A 13,439-nucleotide genomic window follows, 5' to 3' on the forward strand; every position below is an offset into this window, starting at 1 on the left:
TTTACGCGGGCGAATCCACACCATAAGGTGTTGGGGTGAAAATCAAGGAGAAACAAAATGGCTAAGCTTTCAACTGAAGAGCTTATCGAGCAGTTCAAAGAGCTGACCCTCATCGAGCTGAGCGAATTCGTTAAGGCATTCGAGGAGACCTTCGAGGTTTCAGCTGCTGCTCCAGTTGCAGTTGCTGCTGCTCCAGCTGCTGGTGGCGACGCTCCAGCTGCTGAGGAGAAGGACTCATTCGACGTTATCCTCAAGGGTGCAGGTAGCTCAAAGATCGCTGTTATCAAGGCAGTGCGCGAGCTGACCAGCCTGGGCCTGGGCGAGGCAAAGGCACTTGTAGAAGAGGCTCCAAAGCCAGTTCTTGAGGGTGCTAAGAAGGAAGATGCAGAGGCTGCAAAGGCTAAGCTGGAAGAGGCTGGCGCTGAGGTAGAGCTCGCATAACTTCTGCGACGCGAAAGCATTTTAAGACCGGGGTCTTTAGGCCCCGGTCTTTGCTATGGCCGGTGATGTAACAGCAGTTGCAGCAGGAAACTGCTTGATTTACAGTCGAGTGTATAAAACTATTACGCTGTATCGGCTCTGCATCACTTCAATGATTTAAGGGGTTTAGTGCAGCGCAAAATACGGGCGTGATTAAAAGTCCTAGGGAGTTGGGAAAATGTTTTTTAATCTGGTGCAGCTGGTTGTGGTTATCGGCCTGCTTTATGCTATCGGCCGTTTAACATACGGCGGGGTGGGAAAAATCGATAACGGAGGCAAATATAAATTTATAAACTCTTTAGTGCAACTGTTGTGGATGTTTTGCATTAACGGGTTTGTTTTTGCGTTATTGGCCGTGTTTGCAGTTATCTTACTAACTCTTTACGATTTCTTGAGCACCCCGGAATCTTATCAGGATATCGCTGGTGGCGGGCAGATTCTTGAAAACGCTATCGGGAGTTTCCCCGGAGGGGCTTTTTTGCTGACGCTATTAATTCTGATTTTTGCTACAGCAATCGTTACTTTTTTGGGTCGCAAGAAAATTCGTCGTCGAACCGATAAGTGGCAGCTCAACGAGGAGGGCTACGAAATCGGCGAGTATTTTATTCAGTGGATCACTATTTACCTTGCCGTTTACCAGTTCTTCTTTGACGGTTTGCAAGATTTGATTGCGCTTGCGGTAACAGCTGAAACCGCGAAAGAGGTATTTGACATTGCGCTGTCGCCACGAAACATTAACCTGATCGCGCAGCCGGTTTTGATTTCTACCTGGATTTTAGTGGTGATGGAAAAACTGCGGCTGCGTAATAGTCAGCAGTAAATAACGTAGTGTTGCGTTTCAGCGCTTTGCGTTCTGTGTGTAACACATGGCAGCCCCAAATTGCCATCCATGTTGGGGCAAAAGGAGTTGCAAGCATAATCACAATAATTATCGGAAGGTTTAACGCTAAAGGATATGCATAGATGCCCAAAAACCATATGACGCCTTCAGGGTATGCCAGCAAAGGCAGAAAAATAAACCTGTAGGTGAGTAAAACACGAGCCCATGAATGGCGGGACTGCATGTTGCCCAGCATCACTAGCCAAAAAACCGTGTGCAAAAAATTGAGCGGTAGAATATCTAAAATATTTTCTGGTGTGTGTGCGAAACTATTGCGAACAAGAGCGTTCATAACAAATCCAGCTGCTATCCCGACGCTGCTTGCAACTATGTCTGCGGCGCTGATTTTGTCAAGGACTTTCTGCTTAAACCAAGTTGACAACATTGCTAGTGCACGTTCCCCTGATATGTTTTCTTGCAGTGTGGAAAGTGGATTAGACAAGTGTAATTTGGGCTGCCGAAGCTAAAAACCTTTTGGAAAACTTGTTGTCCAAAGGAATTAATAGTTTTAGAACCGTAGGCTTCATGATTTGGAACGCCAAAATGGCTACCATTTGCTGCGACCATTCCAAAACGCCAAATTTGTACGGTTTCTTGATATGCGATACTGCCTAATGAGCAAAAAGGGTTACCAACGGAGTGATTAATTTCAAAACCTGAAGCCCCGTTGTTTGACCACAGGTTGTTTACCGCAATCCCTGCATCGCTCGCGGTTCTGGTTTCAACCACGACGCCATTCTCCAGCTTTTTAGTTGCGCCGACACTTTTGAACCAATAAATTCGTTGATTGATTGGGTTATGCCAGTTAGATAAAACTTTGATAGCTGTGCGGTGTGGTTGGAAAACCCACGGATTAGGAGTTATATCTCCTCGATTGTCTCCGGAGAAGGTTGTAGAGTTGTTGCACCCTATTTCTCCGATGAGATGAGGCTCAATGGTGACAGTGTCAGTGGGTATATATGTTAGATGTACCCAAGAGCCTAACGGAGAGTCATGATATGGCACTGACGAAACATCAGGTTTTATAATATGTTCTTCGCTGAGCGTGGGTGCATCAAAACTGAGGCTGATAAATTCAGGTTCTTTAATTAAATCTAGTGATGCAGAGGTGTCTATCTCGGTGTTAGCTGACGGTTTGACAGTATTTGTCGTGTCAGGTGAGGAATTCTGAAGGTGCCCCTGCAACTTAAAAGTGTGGTGGCTTCCGGGAGCTAGATTATTGACTGTGAGTTCGTTGTTGTGCAGCTTTTGTCCCGTGTTTGTGTCTTCATAGACGTAACCCTCTTTAAAATCGTCAGAGATTCTGATTGTTACAGAATTTTTTGTTGACATAATCGCAACGAACGGTGTTCTTTCGAAATCTTCTGCTGCGGGTGTTATATCAAAACCAGTTGTTGATCCGAAAACCACTGTGTTGCCTTGCGCATCGACTACCGGCGTTGTTTCGGTGTAAGTCATCTTCGCGGTTTTGTTTTTCGAAGAAACCCATTCTAGAGTCAGCAGCAATCCGATTTCTCCGGAGTCGTTGCGGACGTAAAATAAAGATTGCCCAACTTCTTCGCGAGACGACAAAATCTCAACCGGGTTGTTAGTGCTATCTACAACTTTAAATCCCTGACCATCTTGCACAATTTGAAAATCAGGCGACTCTTCTTGATGGACTAAAAACAGAGACAGTAGAAAAGAAGTGAGCGTAATCATAACAGTCTTCTTTAACATATGAAAGCTCCTTGTATTTGAACAACGTCTTGTGGAATAAAATATCAAACTGAAAAAATTGCTGTCAATAGAAACTTATTTCTCACTCTGATTAGACCCACTGTTGTTAGCGGTTTTGAAGCTAGGGGAGCAGGGTGATTTGGCTGTTAGGTGTTAAACCCGGTAAAGTTGTTGTTGCTCCTCATGTGACGCAATCTTGGTTAACCCCCCCAGGGCGGAAACGCAGCAAGGGTACCTGAGCTCTTGCGGGTGCGTGAGGAGCTTTTGCTTTCTAACTGCCCGCCATGTGCAATGTAGATTATGGCTTCGGGGTTATTGTTGCAATATAAAGTGTTTTGATGTACCATTTCGTTAACTCACTTAGAGGCAATGAGTGAGGAAGTTCAAAGGAGGACTAAAATGAAAAAAATATTTGTTTTAATTTTCTCCGCACTCTTTGTGCTTACGCCTTTAGCAGCTTCGCCGACTTATGCAACAGAGACAGGTGTAGACGAAGCACATGAATCAAGCGAGACTGGCTATGCTGGAGAAACTGGTCGTGTCCATGAACCATCAGCACCGCTTCCAGTAACGACATATCAGGTTGTTAACGTGAGTTCTTGGTCAGGCGCTAATTTCAATCAAAGGTATTTCGCTTGTAGTGCTGGATCACACGGCGTAACATGCGGTAATCATGTTGCGTTTAGTGCAACACGATCAATTGAATTGGCGTTGGGGGCGAATTGGGGTACAACTGCATCTCAACTCGGTATCTCTTCATCTAGTGCCCAGACGGTCACTGGAAGTTGTACCAGAACACTTGCGCAAGGACAAAGATTAGTGGTCTATCCTTACGGTACATGGAAGCGCTATCAGATTAAGAAAACCACTTCACGCGTGGGTTCAACCACGAGTGGGTATTTATACGCCTTTGACCCTTGGGGCATTCACTGCGTAGTGGAGTAACATCATGTGGAGAAATATACCTATATTTGCTGGCTTACTACTCGGCTTGAGTGTTCCGGGGTGGAGCGACCCGGTTAATCCGGCGCAACAGTTAGGGATTACAACTGATGCATCCTGGTACATTGAACAGCTCGGTGTAGAGAATGTAATCATCTATGATGTCACAGAGCAGGTGTACGGCGAGGATTACAAGAATTATCTTGACCCCGAAGGACGCATGTTTATGACCATAGTTGTGCAGTGTGAACCTGACGAAAATGGTATCGTGAAGCTGGGTATTTCTCGATCCGGTCTGCCACTGCCCTATTCATCGCAAGAAATTTACAGCAGGGAGTTTCGCGAAACCTCTTCAAAGTGGATTCCTCACTGTAAACCATTGCTGGAACCTAAAAGATAACAAGTCCTAAATGATAACAAGTGTGGGGTTACTCCTATTTAAGTAGCCCCACACTTTTACGTTTGAAAACAGGAAATGCTTTCTGCTTTGCAACCGGCGCTATTAGTGTTTTTTGTGCAGCAGTTTACCCACAGGCATCAGAATACTGCCGACGATTACACCAACAACCAGAGAGAGGAAAGTCTCGATTAGCCACATCAAAACCGGTACGGCGGTGACGTGGCTGAGATGATGCACCAGCTCGTAAGGCGCGTGCCACCCCAGAGTGTTAGCGCCGCTCAGCATAATATGCCCGCCGACCCACAGCATCGCAAAAATCCCCACCGTGCTGATTACCTGCAGCACCACCGGCATCGCGTGCACCAGCAGCCGCCCCAGTTTTTGCATAGCCGGCTGCGGCTGAGACGCGAAACGCAACCCCACATCGTCAGTTTTTACGATCAGCGCAACCACGCCGTAAACACCGAGGGTGACACCCAGAGCAACCACCACCAGGGTTGCTAGCTGCTGCCAGAACCTCTCTGCGGCGACTTCGTTTAGGGAGATAACCATAATCTCCGCGCTCAGAATAAAATCGGTGCGGATCGCGCCCCGCACCAGGGTCTTTTCATCCTGCTCTGCTGCACCAACCGCGTCATGGTGGCCCCGCTTAAAAAGCAGCTCCCACAGTTTTTCGGCGCCTTCGAAGCACAAATAGGCACCGCCCAGCATCAAAAGCGGAGTCAGCGCCCACGGCAAAAAGTGATTCAGCAACAAAATTGCTGGCAGAATAATCAAAAGCTTGTTGCGCAGCGAACCGAGAGTGATCTTGCCGATAATTGGCAACTCCCGTGCCGGGGTTACACCGTCTACGAAGCGCGGCGCCACGGCCGCGTCATCAACCACAACGCCGGCAGCTTTCACGGTGGCCTTACCCGCGAGGGTTGCTACATCATCGACACTCGCCGCCGCAGCCTTCGCAATCGCTGCGATATCGTCAAGGAGAGCAGCTAAACCTGATGCCATGTGTTTTAACCTAGTGCTTTCTGTGTCAACCGTGCTATTTCTAGTTCCTCGTTAGTTGGCACAACCAGAATTTGCACCCGAGAAGCGGCGGTGCTAATGATGCGCGGCCCAGTGTTAGGCAAAGCATTTAGCTCCGGGTCTAAAACAATACCGAAAGGCTCAAGCCCAGCACAAATAGCCGCGCGTGCGGGGGCATTATTTTCGCCGACGCCGGCAGTGAACACAAGAGTGTCTAAGCCACCCAAGTCGATGGTGTAAGCGCCGATGTAGTGTCGCACCCGTTTCGCGTAAATCTGCAGGGCTAACTCGGCTGCAGCATCACCCGCCGCAGCTCGCTCGGTGACATCTCGCATATCGGCTGATCCACTGATGCCGAAAACCCCAGAGCGCTTGTTTAACAGCTCATCTACTGCCTCGGCGCTCATGCCTGCTTGGCGTTGCAGATAAAAAATGATTGAGGGATCAACATCGCCGCTGCGAGTGCCCATGACCAGCCCCTCAAGCGGAGTTAAGCCCATAGAAGTGTTGATGGAAACTCCGCCGGCAACCGCGCAAGCAGAAGCACCATTACCCAGGTGTAGGATTATCTGGCGCAAATCGGGAAGCGGTCGCTGCAAGAACTCTGCAGCAGCCCGAGAGACATACTGATGGCTGGTGCCGTGGAAACCGTAGCGGCGAATCTGCTGCTCCTCAGCAACATCGGCAGCAATTGCGTAAGTGTATGCGGCAGCGGGCATCGTCTGATGGAAAGCGGTGTCGAAAACCGCAATATGGGGCACCTTGAAAATTTCTAGCGCAGCGGTAATCGCGGCGACGTGACCCGGGTTGTGCAGCGGCGCTAAGGGGGAGAGTGCGGTAATCTCCTGCACCACCTCAGGTGTAATAACGGTTGGTTCTGTGAAGCGGCTGCCGCCCTGCACTACGCGGTGCCCAACCGCGGTCAGATTAAGCTCCGCAAGCGGCATTCCGGTTGCGGCAAAAGCCTGCTCCATCTCCCGCATCGCGGCGCTGAAATCAGCAATCGCAATGCTCTTTTGATAGTTGTTATCGCCGCCGCTGTGACTAATATTAGCGGCGCTTTCGCCGATCCGCTCAATCAGTCCCTTGGCGAGACGCTCGCCAGAGTCAGCGGTGAGTCGAATCAACTGATACTTCAGCGAAGACGAGCCGCTGTTGATTACCAGGATAGTTGCCATTGTTACTCCTTGCCCATCCCCGCCTGCACCGCGGTGATTGCAACCGTGTTGAGAATATCCACAACAGTGGCGCCGCGGCTGAGATCATTAACGGGTTTATTAAGCCCCTGCAAAACCGGCCCCACAGCAACCGCGCCGGCGGAGCGCTGCACCGCTTTATAGGTGTTGTTGCCGGTGTTCAAATCAGGGAACACAAACACTGTGGCTTGCCCCGCAACCTCGCTGCCAGGCATCTTTTTTGCGCCGGTTTTGGGGTCGCTCGCGGCATCGTACTGAATCGGGCCCTCCAAAAGCAGATCAGGGCGTTTCTGCTGCGCCAGCCGGGTTGCCTCACGCACTTTATCAACATCGGCGCCAGAACCGGAAGAACCGGTGGAGTATGACAGCATCGCAACCTTCGGCACCACCCCAAACTGCGCCGCAGTGTCAGCGGAGGAAATCGCGATATCAGCCAGTTGGGCGGCGGTTGGATCAGGGTTCACAGCGCAATCCCCGTAAACCAAAACCCGGTCAGCCAGCGCCATAAAGAACACACTCGACACCACCGAAACCCCAGGCACAGTTTTGATAATTTCAAAGCTCGGCCGGATAGTGTGAGCGGTTGTGTGTTTTGCGCCGGAGACCATGCCATCTGCATAGCCCAGGTGCACCATCATGGTGCCGAAATAGCTGACGTCGGTTAATCTATCGAGAGCATCATCGTAGCTGACACCCTTGTGGGCGCGCAGCCTGGCGTATTCTTCGGCAAACCGTGGCAGCAGTTCGCTGGTGCGTGGATCCACCACCTGTGCAGCGCTGATATCAAGACCCAGCTCGCTGGCGCGCTGGCGCACCGCAGCGGGATCGCCGAGGATGGTCAGGCGCGCAATACTGCGAGCCAGCAGTGTGCTGGCTGCCTGCAGAATCCGGTCGTCATCGCCCTCCGGCAGCACAATATGACTGCCGGCTGCTTTTGCGCGCTCAAACAGCTCGTAGGCAAACATGATTGGGGTGCGCACACCGCCCTTGTCAACTGCAAGGCGGCTGCGCAACAGGCCGATATCAACATGCTCGTTAAACATCGCCAAAACCGTATCAATTTTGCGGCGCGCGCCCGGCTCAATCACGCCGCGAGCGCGAGAGATCGCCTGCGCGGTCTCAAAGGTGGATTTACCAACGCGAATAATCGGCAGACTGGAGTCGATGCCGTCAAGCAGCCGCTCTACGTCAGGAGAAATCTCAAAATCGCCGTTAACCACAATCGCCGACAGCGTCGGGAAAGTGCTCGCCTCATGCGCCATGGTGAGCGCCAAAAGGGTTTCGGAGCGGTCAGCTGCGCACAGCACTGCATAACCCTCGGTGATGCGGGGGAGCACATGCTCCATCGTCATCCCGGCAACAATCAAACCCTGCACTTCACGGCCCAGCAAATCGGTGCTGCCGCGAATTAGGCGCCCTTCGACGGCCTCCATCACAGCGGTAACAGAAGGCGCCACCAGCAGAGAGTTCTCTGGCACCGCCCACACCGGCGTATCAGTGCTCAGCGCTCGCTGCACCGCTGCCTTAATTTCGGGCAGATGTTCAGGATCAGCGCGGTTGACAACACACGCCAGAAGCCGCGCGTGAGCTTCCGCAAGCTGGAATTTAGCGACCTCCGCAACCGTTGCTAAATCAGCCGCGGAGCGTGGCGCCAGCTGCCCCAGGCTTTCGATCTCGGTGTGTGACCGGCCACCCAGCACGAGCATCACCGGGGCGTCAAGGTTGGCGGCGATCCGCGCATTAAAAGCCAGCTCGGTCGGCACGGTGACATCAGTAAAGTCGCTGCCGACAATCACCACCACATCACACATTTTTTCGAGCCGCTTAAAGCGCTGCACAATCTCGGTGAGCGCGGCGTCGGGGTTCTGGTGCGCATCTTCATATGTAACCCCAACACAGTCTTCGTAATTGAGGTCGGTGCGAGTCGCGGTTAGCAGCATCTCCAGCACGCGATCTCGCTCTGTGTGTGAGCGGATCAGGGGGCGGAACACGCCGACGCGCGGCGCCTCGCCCAGCAACGCGGCAACAACGCCGATAGCAACGGAACTTTTGCCGGAGCGGCCTTCAACAGAGGTCAGGTAAATTCGGGCAGTCACATCTATAAGCCTACTGGTATAAACAGAGGAAATGCTACGAAAAATAGCGGAGCGAATTCACTGTTTTACCAGGTACGATTGTTCTTATGGCTTCCGCTCTTTATCGTAGATACCGCCCCGAATCATTTGCTGAGATGATCGGCCAGGCGCACGTCACTGAGCCGTTGATGGCGGCGTTACGGAGTGGCAAAATCGGCCACGCATACCTTTTTAGCGGGCCACGCGGCTGTGGAAAAACCACCTCTGCGCGGGTGTTGGCGCGCTGCCTCAACTGCGCCGAAGGCCCGACTGATAACCCCTGCGGGAAGTGTCCGAGCTGTGTTGAGCTCAGCCGCGGCGGTGCCGGATCGATTGACGTGGTAGAAATTGACGCCGCAAGTCATGGCGGCGTTGATGACGCCCGGGAGCTACGAGAGCGCGCCACTTACGCGCCAGCACGCGACCGCTACAAGATTTTCATTATTGACGAGGCCCACATGGTAACCTCGCAGGGCTTTAACGCGCTGCTGAAAATCGTGGAGGAGCCGCCGGAGTATCTGAAGTTTATTTTTGCGACCACGGAGCCGGAGAAGGTGCTCGGCACGATCCGCAGCCGCACTCACCACTATCCATTCCGGCTGATTGCTCCGGGTGTGCTGATTGATTACGTGCAGCAGCTGTGTGACAGCGAAGGCGTGCAAACTGAGCCGGGTGTGCTGCCGCTGCTGGTGCGTGCCGGCGGTGGCTCCGCACGCGACACCCTGTCAATTTTGGATCAGCTGATCGCCGGCTCCGAAAACGGTATTGTAACGCTGGATCGCGCCACCGCACTGCTCGGTTACACCAGTTCTGAGCTGATTGACGAGGTGGTGCAGGCGCTCGCCGCCGGCGATGGTGCAAGCCTGTTTCAGAGCGTTGATCGGGTGGTGCAGACCGGGCAGGATCCGCGCCGCTTCACCGAAGATTTGCTGGTGCGGCTGCGGGATTTGATTGTGGTCAGCGCCACTAATCCGGGCGGTGCAGCAGCGGTGTTTCGAGGCGTGCCGCAGGATGAGTTGGAGCGGCTGTTTGCGCAGGGCACCCTGTTTGCGCAGGCGCAGCTGACCGCAATTGCGGAGGTTGTAAACTCCGCGCTGAACGCCATGAGCGGGGCAACCGCACCGCGGCTGCAGTTGGAACTGATGATGGCGCGCGCGCTCGCCGTTGCCGCACAGCAGCCCGCAGCGGCACAGCAGCCCGCAGTGGCACAGCGAACTGCGGGTGCGCAGCAGCCCCCAGCAGTAGCACCGCGTGTTGCTACCCAACCAACTGCAGCGCAGCAGCAGCCCTTGGCCGCTGCCACGCAGAATCCCGTGCAGCCAGTTACGCCAGCGACCCCGCCGCCGACTCCGCCAGTGACCGCGCCAGCTGCCGCGCAGACCATCGCGCCAGTCCAGAGCGCGCCGCAAACTCAGAGTGCGCCGCAAACTCAGAGCGCGCCGCAGCATGATGCAGCTGCGCAGGCGGCAGCGCCGCTGCAAGAAGCATCGCAGGCCCTGCCGCCGCAAAGCGGGGAAACCGGGACAGGGCTGAACGCAGCAGCAGCTTTGGCAGGTGCCCGAGCTTTCTTGCAGAAAGAAATGGACCGGATCGCTTCCCAGCCACCATCAACTGCTTTCCTTGAAGAGCCAACACCAGGCCCGGCTCCGACACCAGAGCCGGCAGCGGCGCCGCAAATAGCCGCGGCTGCGACCGCTGCGCCCGTGGCAGTTCCCGATCCTGCCACGCCTGCCGCTGTCACAGCGCCGCAGGGTGGCTTCACCGTGGTCTCGGTGACCCCGCAGCAGGAAGAGTCTCAGACTGTTTCAGAGCCAGTTGCTGCGTCGGCGCCTGAGCCCGCAGCGACTGCACCAGCTGTCAGTGCCGCCGCGGTGCCAGCTGCGTTCGAGCCCGCAGTAGCTCCGGCTGCCCCGGAACCTGCGCCCGCAAAGCAGAGCGCATCTGAAAATAGCGAGATTGAACTGCACGGCGCCGCACTTGCCGAGCTGTGGCAAGAAATTCTAGAGGAGCTGGAAACAGCAGACCCGATGGTGTTTAGCGCTGTGCAACGCATCACTCCGCTGCAAATCACCGGCGGTAACTTCATTATCGGTTTGCGTACTAAAGCTGATCTGGAAAACTTTAAGCAGCACGGCGCAACTCCGCTGCGGGAGGTGCTTTTCGGCGCCCTCGGAGTGACCCTCGGATACAAGCCACGGCGAGTCACGAGCAACGAACAGCCACAGCCAGGTGGGCAGCCTGCGGCAGCTCAGTCAGAGCCTGCGGCGCCGGCTACGCCGACTGCACCACCCGCGCCGGCTGCTGTTGACGCGGCACCGCCGGGATCCACCCTGCCCACATCAGCGTGGGCAGTGCCGCAGGCTCCGAAACCGGTGCTGCCGCAGCCCGCTGCCGTGCAGCCTGAACCTGCTATGCCTACAACCGCTGCGCCTGCCGCGTCTGAGGTGCCTGCAACCGCTGCGCCTGTCGTGCCTGAACTGCCCACCACTGGGCATGTTGCGCCCGAAACAGTAAGTGCTGCGCCTGCCACGCCCGCTGCAGACAGCGCGGCAGCAACACCAGCGGCAGGCAGCTCCGAAACAGCGCCGGATACAGCGCCGCAGCTCGCAGACATCGAGCGCGTCGGCGAATCGGTGGTGCGCCAGGTTTTTAACCCGCGACTGATTGGTGAACGCTAGTGTATACCGCAATTGTGCAGGAGCTAATCGATGAGTTTGGCAGGCTGCCTGGCATCGGCCCAAAGTCTGCCCAGCGCATCACCTTCCACGTGGTGCAAACCCAAAACTACGACCCCAGCCGCCTTGCTGAACTGCTCGCTGAGGTGCGCGAGCGTGTGAAATTCTGCGAAGTGTGCGCCAACGTCGCCGAAGCCGAAAAATGCGCGATCTGCACCGATGATCGCCGCGATCGCTCCCTGATTTGCGTGGTTGAGGAGCCCAAAGACGTGGTCGCCATCGAGCGCACGCGGCAATTCAAAGGGCTATACCATGTGCTGGGCGGCGCCATCAGCCCAATCGACGGTGTCGGCCCTGATGATCTCAACATTTCCCAGCTGCTCAGTCGCGTTGCAGACACTACAGTGCAAGAGGTGATTATCGCCACCGACCCGAACGTCGAGGGCGAAGCAACCGCAGCCTACCTCACCCGGATGCTGACCGCCATCGGAGTGCGAATCTCGCGCCTCGCCAGTGGCCTGCCGGTGGGCGGTGACCTGGAGTTCGCAGACGAGGTCACCCTGGGGCGCGCTTTTGAAGGACGCACCCAAATCGGCGGCGGAAATTAGCGCTTTACGCCGTCGCTGAGCAAGATATTATTAAAAGATAAACACAGATTTTAGATAGGGAAGCCAATGGCTCTGATAGTGCAAAAATACGGCGGTTCGTCAGTAGCGGACGCCAACAGCATTAAACGAGTTGCCAAACGCATCGTCGAAACCAGCCGCGCCGGCAACCATGTGGTAGTGGTCGTCAGCGCAATGGGAGATACCACAGACGAGCTGCAAGACCTCGCCAACGAAATCACACCGCTGCAGGATCCACGCGAATTAGACATGCTGCTGACCGCCGGCGAGCGAATCTCTATGGCGCTGCTGGCAATGGCGATTAAGAGCATGGGCTCAGACGCGGTTTCCTATACCGGTGAGCAAGTCGGTATCGTAACCGACGAAAAACACGGCTCCGCTAAAATTCAGCGCATCAGCGCAGACCGAGTGCGCGAAGCGCTAGACAACGACGCAATTGTGATTGTTGCCGGGTTTCAAGGCACAACCGCAACCGGTGACGTCACCACTTTAGGGCGGGGTGGATCAGACACCACCGCGGTTGCGCTCGCCGCGGTTTTGCACGCAGACGTGTGCGAAATCTACACCGATGTTGACGGAGTCTTCACCGCAGATCCGCGGCAGGTGCCGCTGGCTCGCAAAATCAACTCCATCACCAGTGAAGAAATGCTGGAGCTTGCCGCGGCCGGCGCCAAAGTGCTGCACCTGCGCGCGGTAGAGTTTGCGCGCCGCCACGGGGTTACCATTCACGTGCGATCCTCGTTCAGCAACCAGCAAGGCACACTAGTTTTTGATCCAGAAAAAGGATACCCAGAAGGAGCAACCGTGGAAGAGTCAATCGTTACCGGCATCGCAGTAGACCAGAACGACGCTAAAATCACGGTTGTGGGCGTGCCCGACGCCCCGGGCCGTGCCGCGCAAATCTTTGAAATTGTGGGCGCCACCAACGTTAACGTGGATATGATCGTGCAAAACGTGTCAGCAAACGACACCAAACGCACCGACATCAGCTTCACCGTGCCGATGCAAGACGGTCCAGCCGTGGTCACCGCGCTGCGCGCAGCAGAGAGCGCAATCGGCTACGAGTCGCTGCAGTTTGACGACCAAATCGCAAAAATCGCGGTCGTTGGCGCTGGGATGCGCACTAATGCGGGCGTGGCCACGAAACTCTTCAAAGCACTGTTTGAAGCTGGAATCAACATCGAAATGATCTCAACCAGTGAAATCCGCATCTCTGTTGTGACCCGCGCCGACATGGTAGCAAAAGCACAGCAGGTGCTGCACACCGCCTTCGAGCTCGACGGCGCAGACGAAGCCGTGGTTTACGCCGGCACCGGCCGCTAAACAGCTGCGGCAGGACGCAGTGGTAAAGATCGCGTGAGCGACACCTTAGACATTTTTTAGA

Annotated in this window: 12 protein-coding genes and 1 other RNA gene; 8 read left to right on the forward strand and 5 right to left on the reverse strand. The window is 54.7% G+C overall.

Annotated elements, in window-relative coordinates:
* Positions 1–57: 57 nt before the first annotated feature.
* Together rplL and F5897_RS05230 are read left to right on the forward strand one after the other, a co-directional pair.
* Positions 58–441: a 50S ribosomal protein L7/L12 gene (gene rplL, locus F5897_RS05225; protein WP_124825154.1), complete on the forward strand. Its 384-nt coding sequence runs from the start codon at positions 58–60 to the stop codon at positions 439–441.
* A 217-nt stretch (positions 442–658) separates the two neighbouring features.
* Complete coding sequence (locus tag F5897_RS05230; RefSeq protein WP_183304742.1) at positions 659–1,300, forward strand: SA1002 family membrane protein; 642 nt, start codon at positions 659–661, stop codon at positions 1,298–1,300.
* Here the strand turns inward: F5897_RS05230 and F5897_RS05235 are convergent.
* The gene (locus tag F5897_RS05235) at positions 1,245–1,802 is read right to left on the reverse strand and encodes a hypothetical protein (RefSeq protein ID WP_183304743.1); all 558 of its coding nucleotides are present in this window, start codon (positions 1,800–1,802) and stop codon (positions 1,245–1,247) included. The two genes, F5897_RS05230 and F5897_RS05235, sit on opposite strands and share 56 nt — an antisense overlap.
* Positions 1,748–3,079, reverse strand: a complete 1,332-nt coding sequence (locus F5897_RS05240; RefSeq protein WP_183304744.1) for a hypothetical protein — start codon at positions 3,077–3,079, stop codon at positions 1,748–1,750. Before F5897_RS05240 ends, F5897_RS05235 begins: the two co-directional genes overlap by 55 nt.
* 172 nt (positions 3,080–3,251) lie before the next feature.
* Between F5897_RS05240 and ffs the strand changes: the two genes are divergently transcribed.
* The 3 genes from ffs to F5897_RS05255 all read left to right on the forward strand — a co-directional run bounded on the left by ffs (position 3,252) and on the right by F5897_RS05255 (position 4,421).
* An RNA gene (ffs, locus tag F5897_RS05245) (signal recognition particle sRNA small type) lies at positions 3,252–3,348 on the forward strand.
* Between the two features lie 130 nt (positions 3,349–3,478).
* Positions 3,479–4,024, forward strand: a complete 546-nt coding sequence (locus F5897_RS05250; protein WP_183304745.1) for a hypothetical protein — start codon at positions 3,479–3,481, stop codon at positions 4,022–4,024.
* 4 nt (positions 4,025–4,028) lie between these two features.
* The gene (locus F5897_RS05255; protein ID WP_183304746.1) at positions 4,029–4,421 is read left to right on the forward strand and encodes a hypothetical protein; all 393 of its coding nucleotides are present in this window, start codon (positions 4,029–4,031) and stop codon (positions 4,419–4,421) included.
* Positions 4,422–4,523: 102 nt separating this feature from the next.
* On the opposite strand, the gene F5897_RS05260 is transcribed toward F5897_RS05255, so the two are convergent.
* Genes F5897_RS05260 through pta form a run of 3 tightly spaced genes read right to left on the reverse strand, consistent with a single transcriptional unit; the run spans position 4,524 to position 8,736 of the window.
* The gene (locus F5897_RS05260) at positions 4,524–5,426 is read right to left on the reverse strand and encodes a DUF808 domain-containing protein (RefSeq protein ID WP_183304747.1); all 903 of its coding nucleotides are present in this window, start codon (positions 5,424–5,426) and stop codon (positions 4,524–4,526) included.
* Positions 5,427–5,431: 5 nt separating this feature from the next.
* Positions 5,432–6,622 carry an acetate/propionate family kinase gene (locus tag F5897_RS05265; protein WP_183304748.1) on the reverse strand — a complete coding sequence of 397 codons (1,191 nt, stop codon included), beginning with the start codon at positions 6,620–6,622 and terminating at the stop codon, positions 5,432–5,434.
* Positions 6,623–6,624: 2 nt separating this feature from the next.
* Positions 6,625–8,736 carry a phosphate acetyltransferase gene (gene pta / locus F5897_RS05270; protein WP_183304749.1) on the reverse strand — a complete coding sequence of 704 codons (2,112 nt, stop codon included), beginning with the start codon at positions 8,734–8,736 and terminating at the stop codon, positions 6,625–6,627.
* 86 nt (positions 8,737–8,822) lie between these two features.
* On the opposite strand from pta, the gene F5897_RS05275 reads away from it, so the two are divergent.
* The 3 genes from F5897_RS05275 to F5897_RS05285 all read left to right on the forward strand — a co-directional run bounded on the left by F5897_RS05275 (position 8,823) and on the right by F5897_RS05285 (position 13,378).
* The gene (locus F5897_RS05275; protein WP_183304750.1) at positions 8,823–11,432 is read left to right on the forward strand and encodes a DNA polymerase III subunit gamma and tau; all 2,610 of its coding nucleotides are present in this window, start codon (positions 8,823–8,825) and stop codon (positions 11,430–11,432) included.
* Positions 11,432–12,037, forward strand: coding sequence for a recombination mediator RecR (recR, locus tag F5897_RS05280; protein ID WP_183304751.1), 606 nt, complete (start codon positions 11,432–11,434; stop codon positions 12,035–12,037). The genes F5897_RS05275 and recR overlap by 1 nt, the downstream gene beginning before the upstream one ends.
* 66 nt (positions 12,038–12,103) lie before the next feature.
* The gene (locus F5897_RS05285) at positions 12,104–13,378 is read left to right on the forward strand and encodes an aspartate kinase (RefSeq protein WP_183304752.1); all 1,275 of its coding nucleotides are present in this window, start codon (positions 12,104–12,106) and stop codon (positions 13,376–13,378) included.
* Positions 13,379–13,439 lie beyond the last annotated feature (61 nt).

Source organism: Canibacter oris (assembly GCF_014197205.1).
GTDB classification, from domain to species: domain Bacteria; phylum Actinomycetota; class Actinomycetes; order Actinomycetales; family Microbacteriaceae; genus Canibacter; species Canibacter oris.

Bases quoted from the DNA above. Each gene is read 5' to 3' on its own strand.
- rplL (WP_124825154.1), top strand. From the start codon at position 58: ATGGCTAAGCTTTCAACTGAAGAGCTTATCGAGCAGTTCAAAGAGCTG.
- F5897_RS05230 (WP_183304742.1), top strand. From the start codon at position 659: ATGTTTTTTAATCTGGTGCAGCTGGTTGTGGTTATCGGCCTGCTTTAT.
- F5897_RS05240 (WP_183304744.1), bottom strand. From the start codon at position 3,079: ATGTTAAAGAAGACTGTTATGATTACGCTCACTTCTTTTCTACTGTCT.
- F5897_RS05250 (WP_183304745.1), top strand. From the start codon at position 3,479: ATGAAAAAAATATTTGTTTTAATTTTCTCCGCACTCTTTGTGCTTACG.
- F5897_RS05255 (WP_183304746.1), top strand. From the start codon at position 4,029: ATGTGGAGAAATATACCTATATTTGCTGGCTTACTACTCGGCTTGAGT.
- F5897_RS05260 (WP_183304747.1), bottom strand. From the start codon at position 5,426: ATGGCATCAGGTTTAGCTGCTCTCCTTGACGATATCGCAGCGATTGCG.
- F5897_RS05265 (WP_183304748.1), bottom strand. From the start codon at position 6,622: ATGGCAACTATCCTGGTAATCAACAGCGGCTCGTCTTCGCTGAAGTAT.
- F5897_RS05275 (WP_183304750.1), top strand. From the start codon at position 8,823: ATGGCTTCCGCTCTTTATCGTAGATACCGCCCCGAATCATTTGCTGAG.
- F5897_RS05285 (WP_183304752.1), top strand. From the start codon at position 12,104: ATGGCTCTGATAGTGCAAAAATACGGCGGTTCGTCAGTAGCGGACGCC.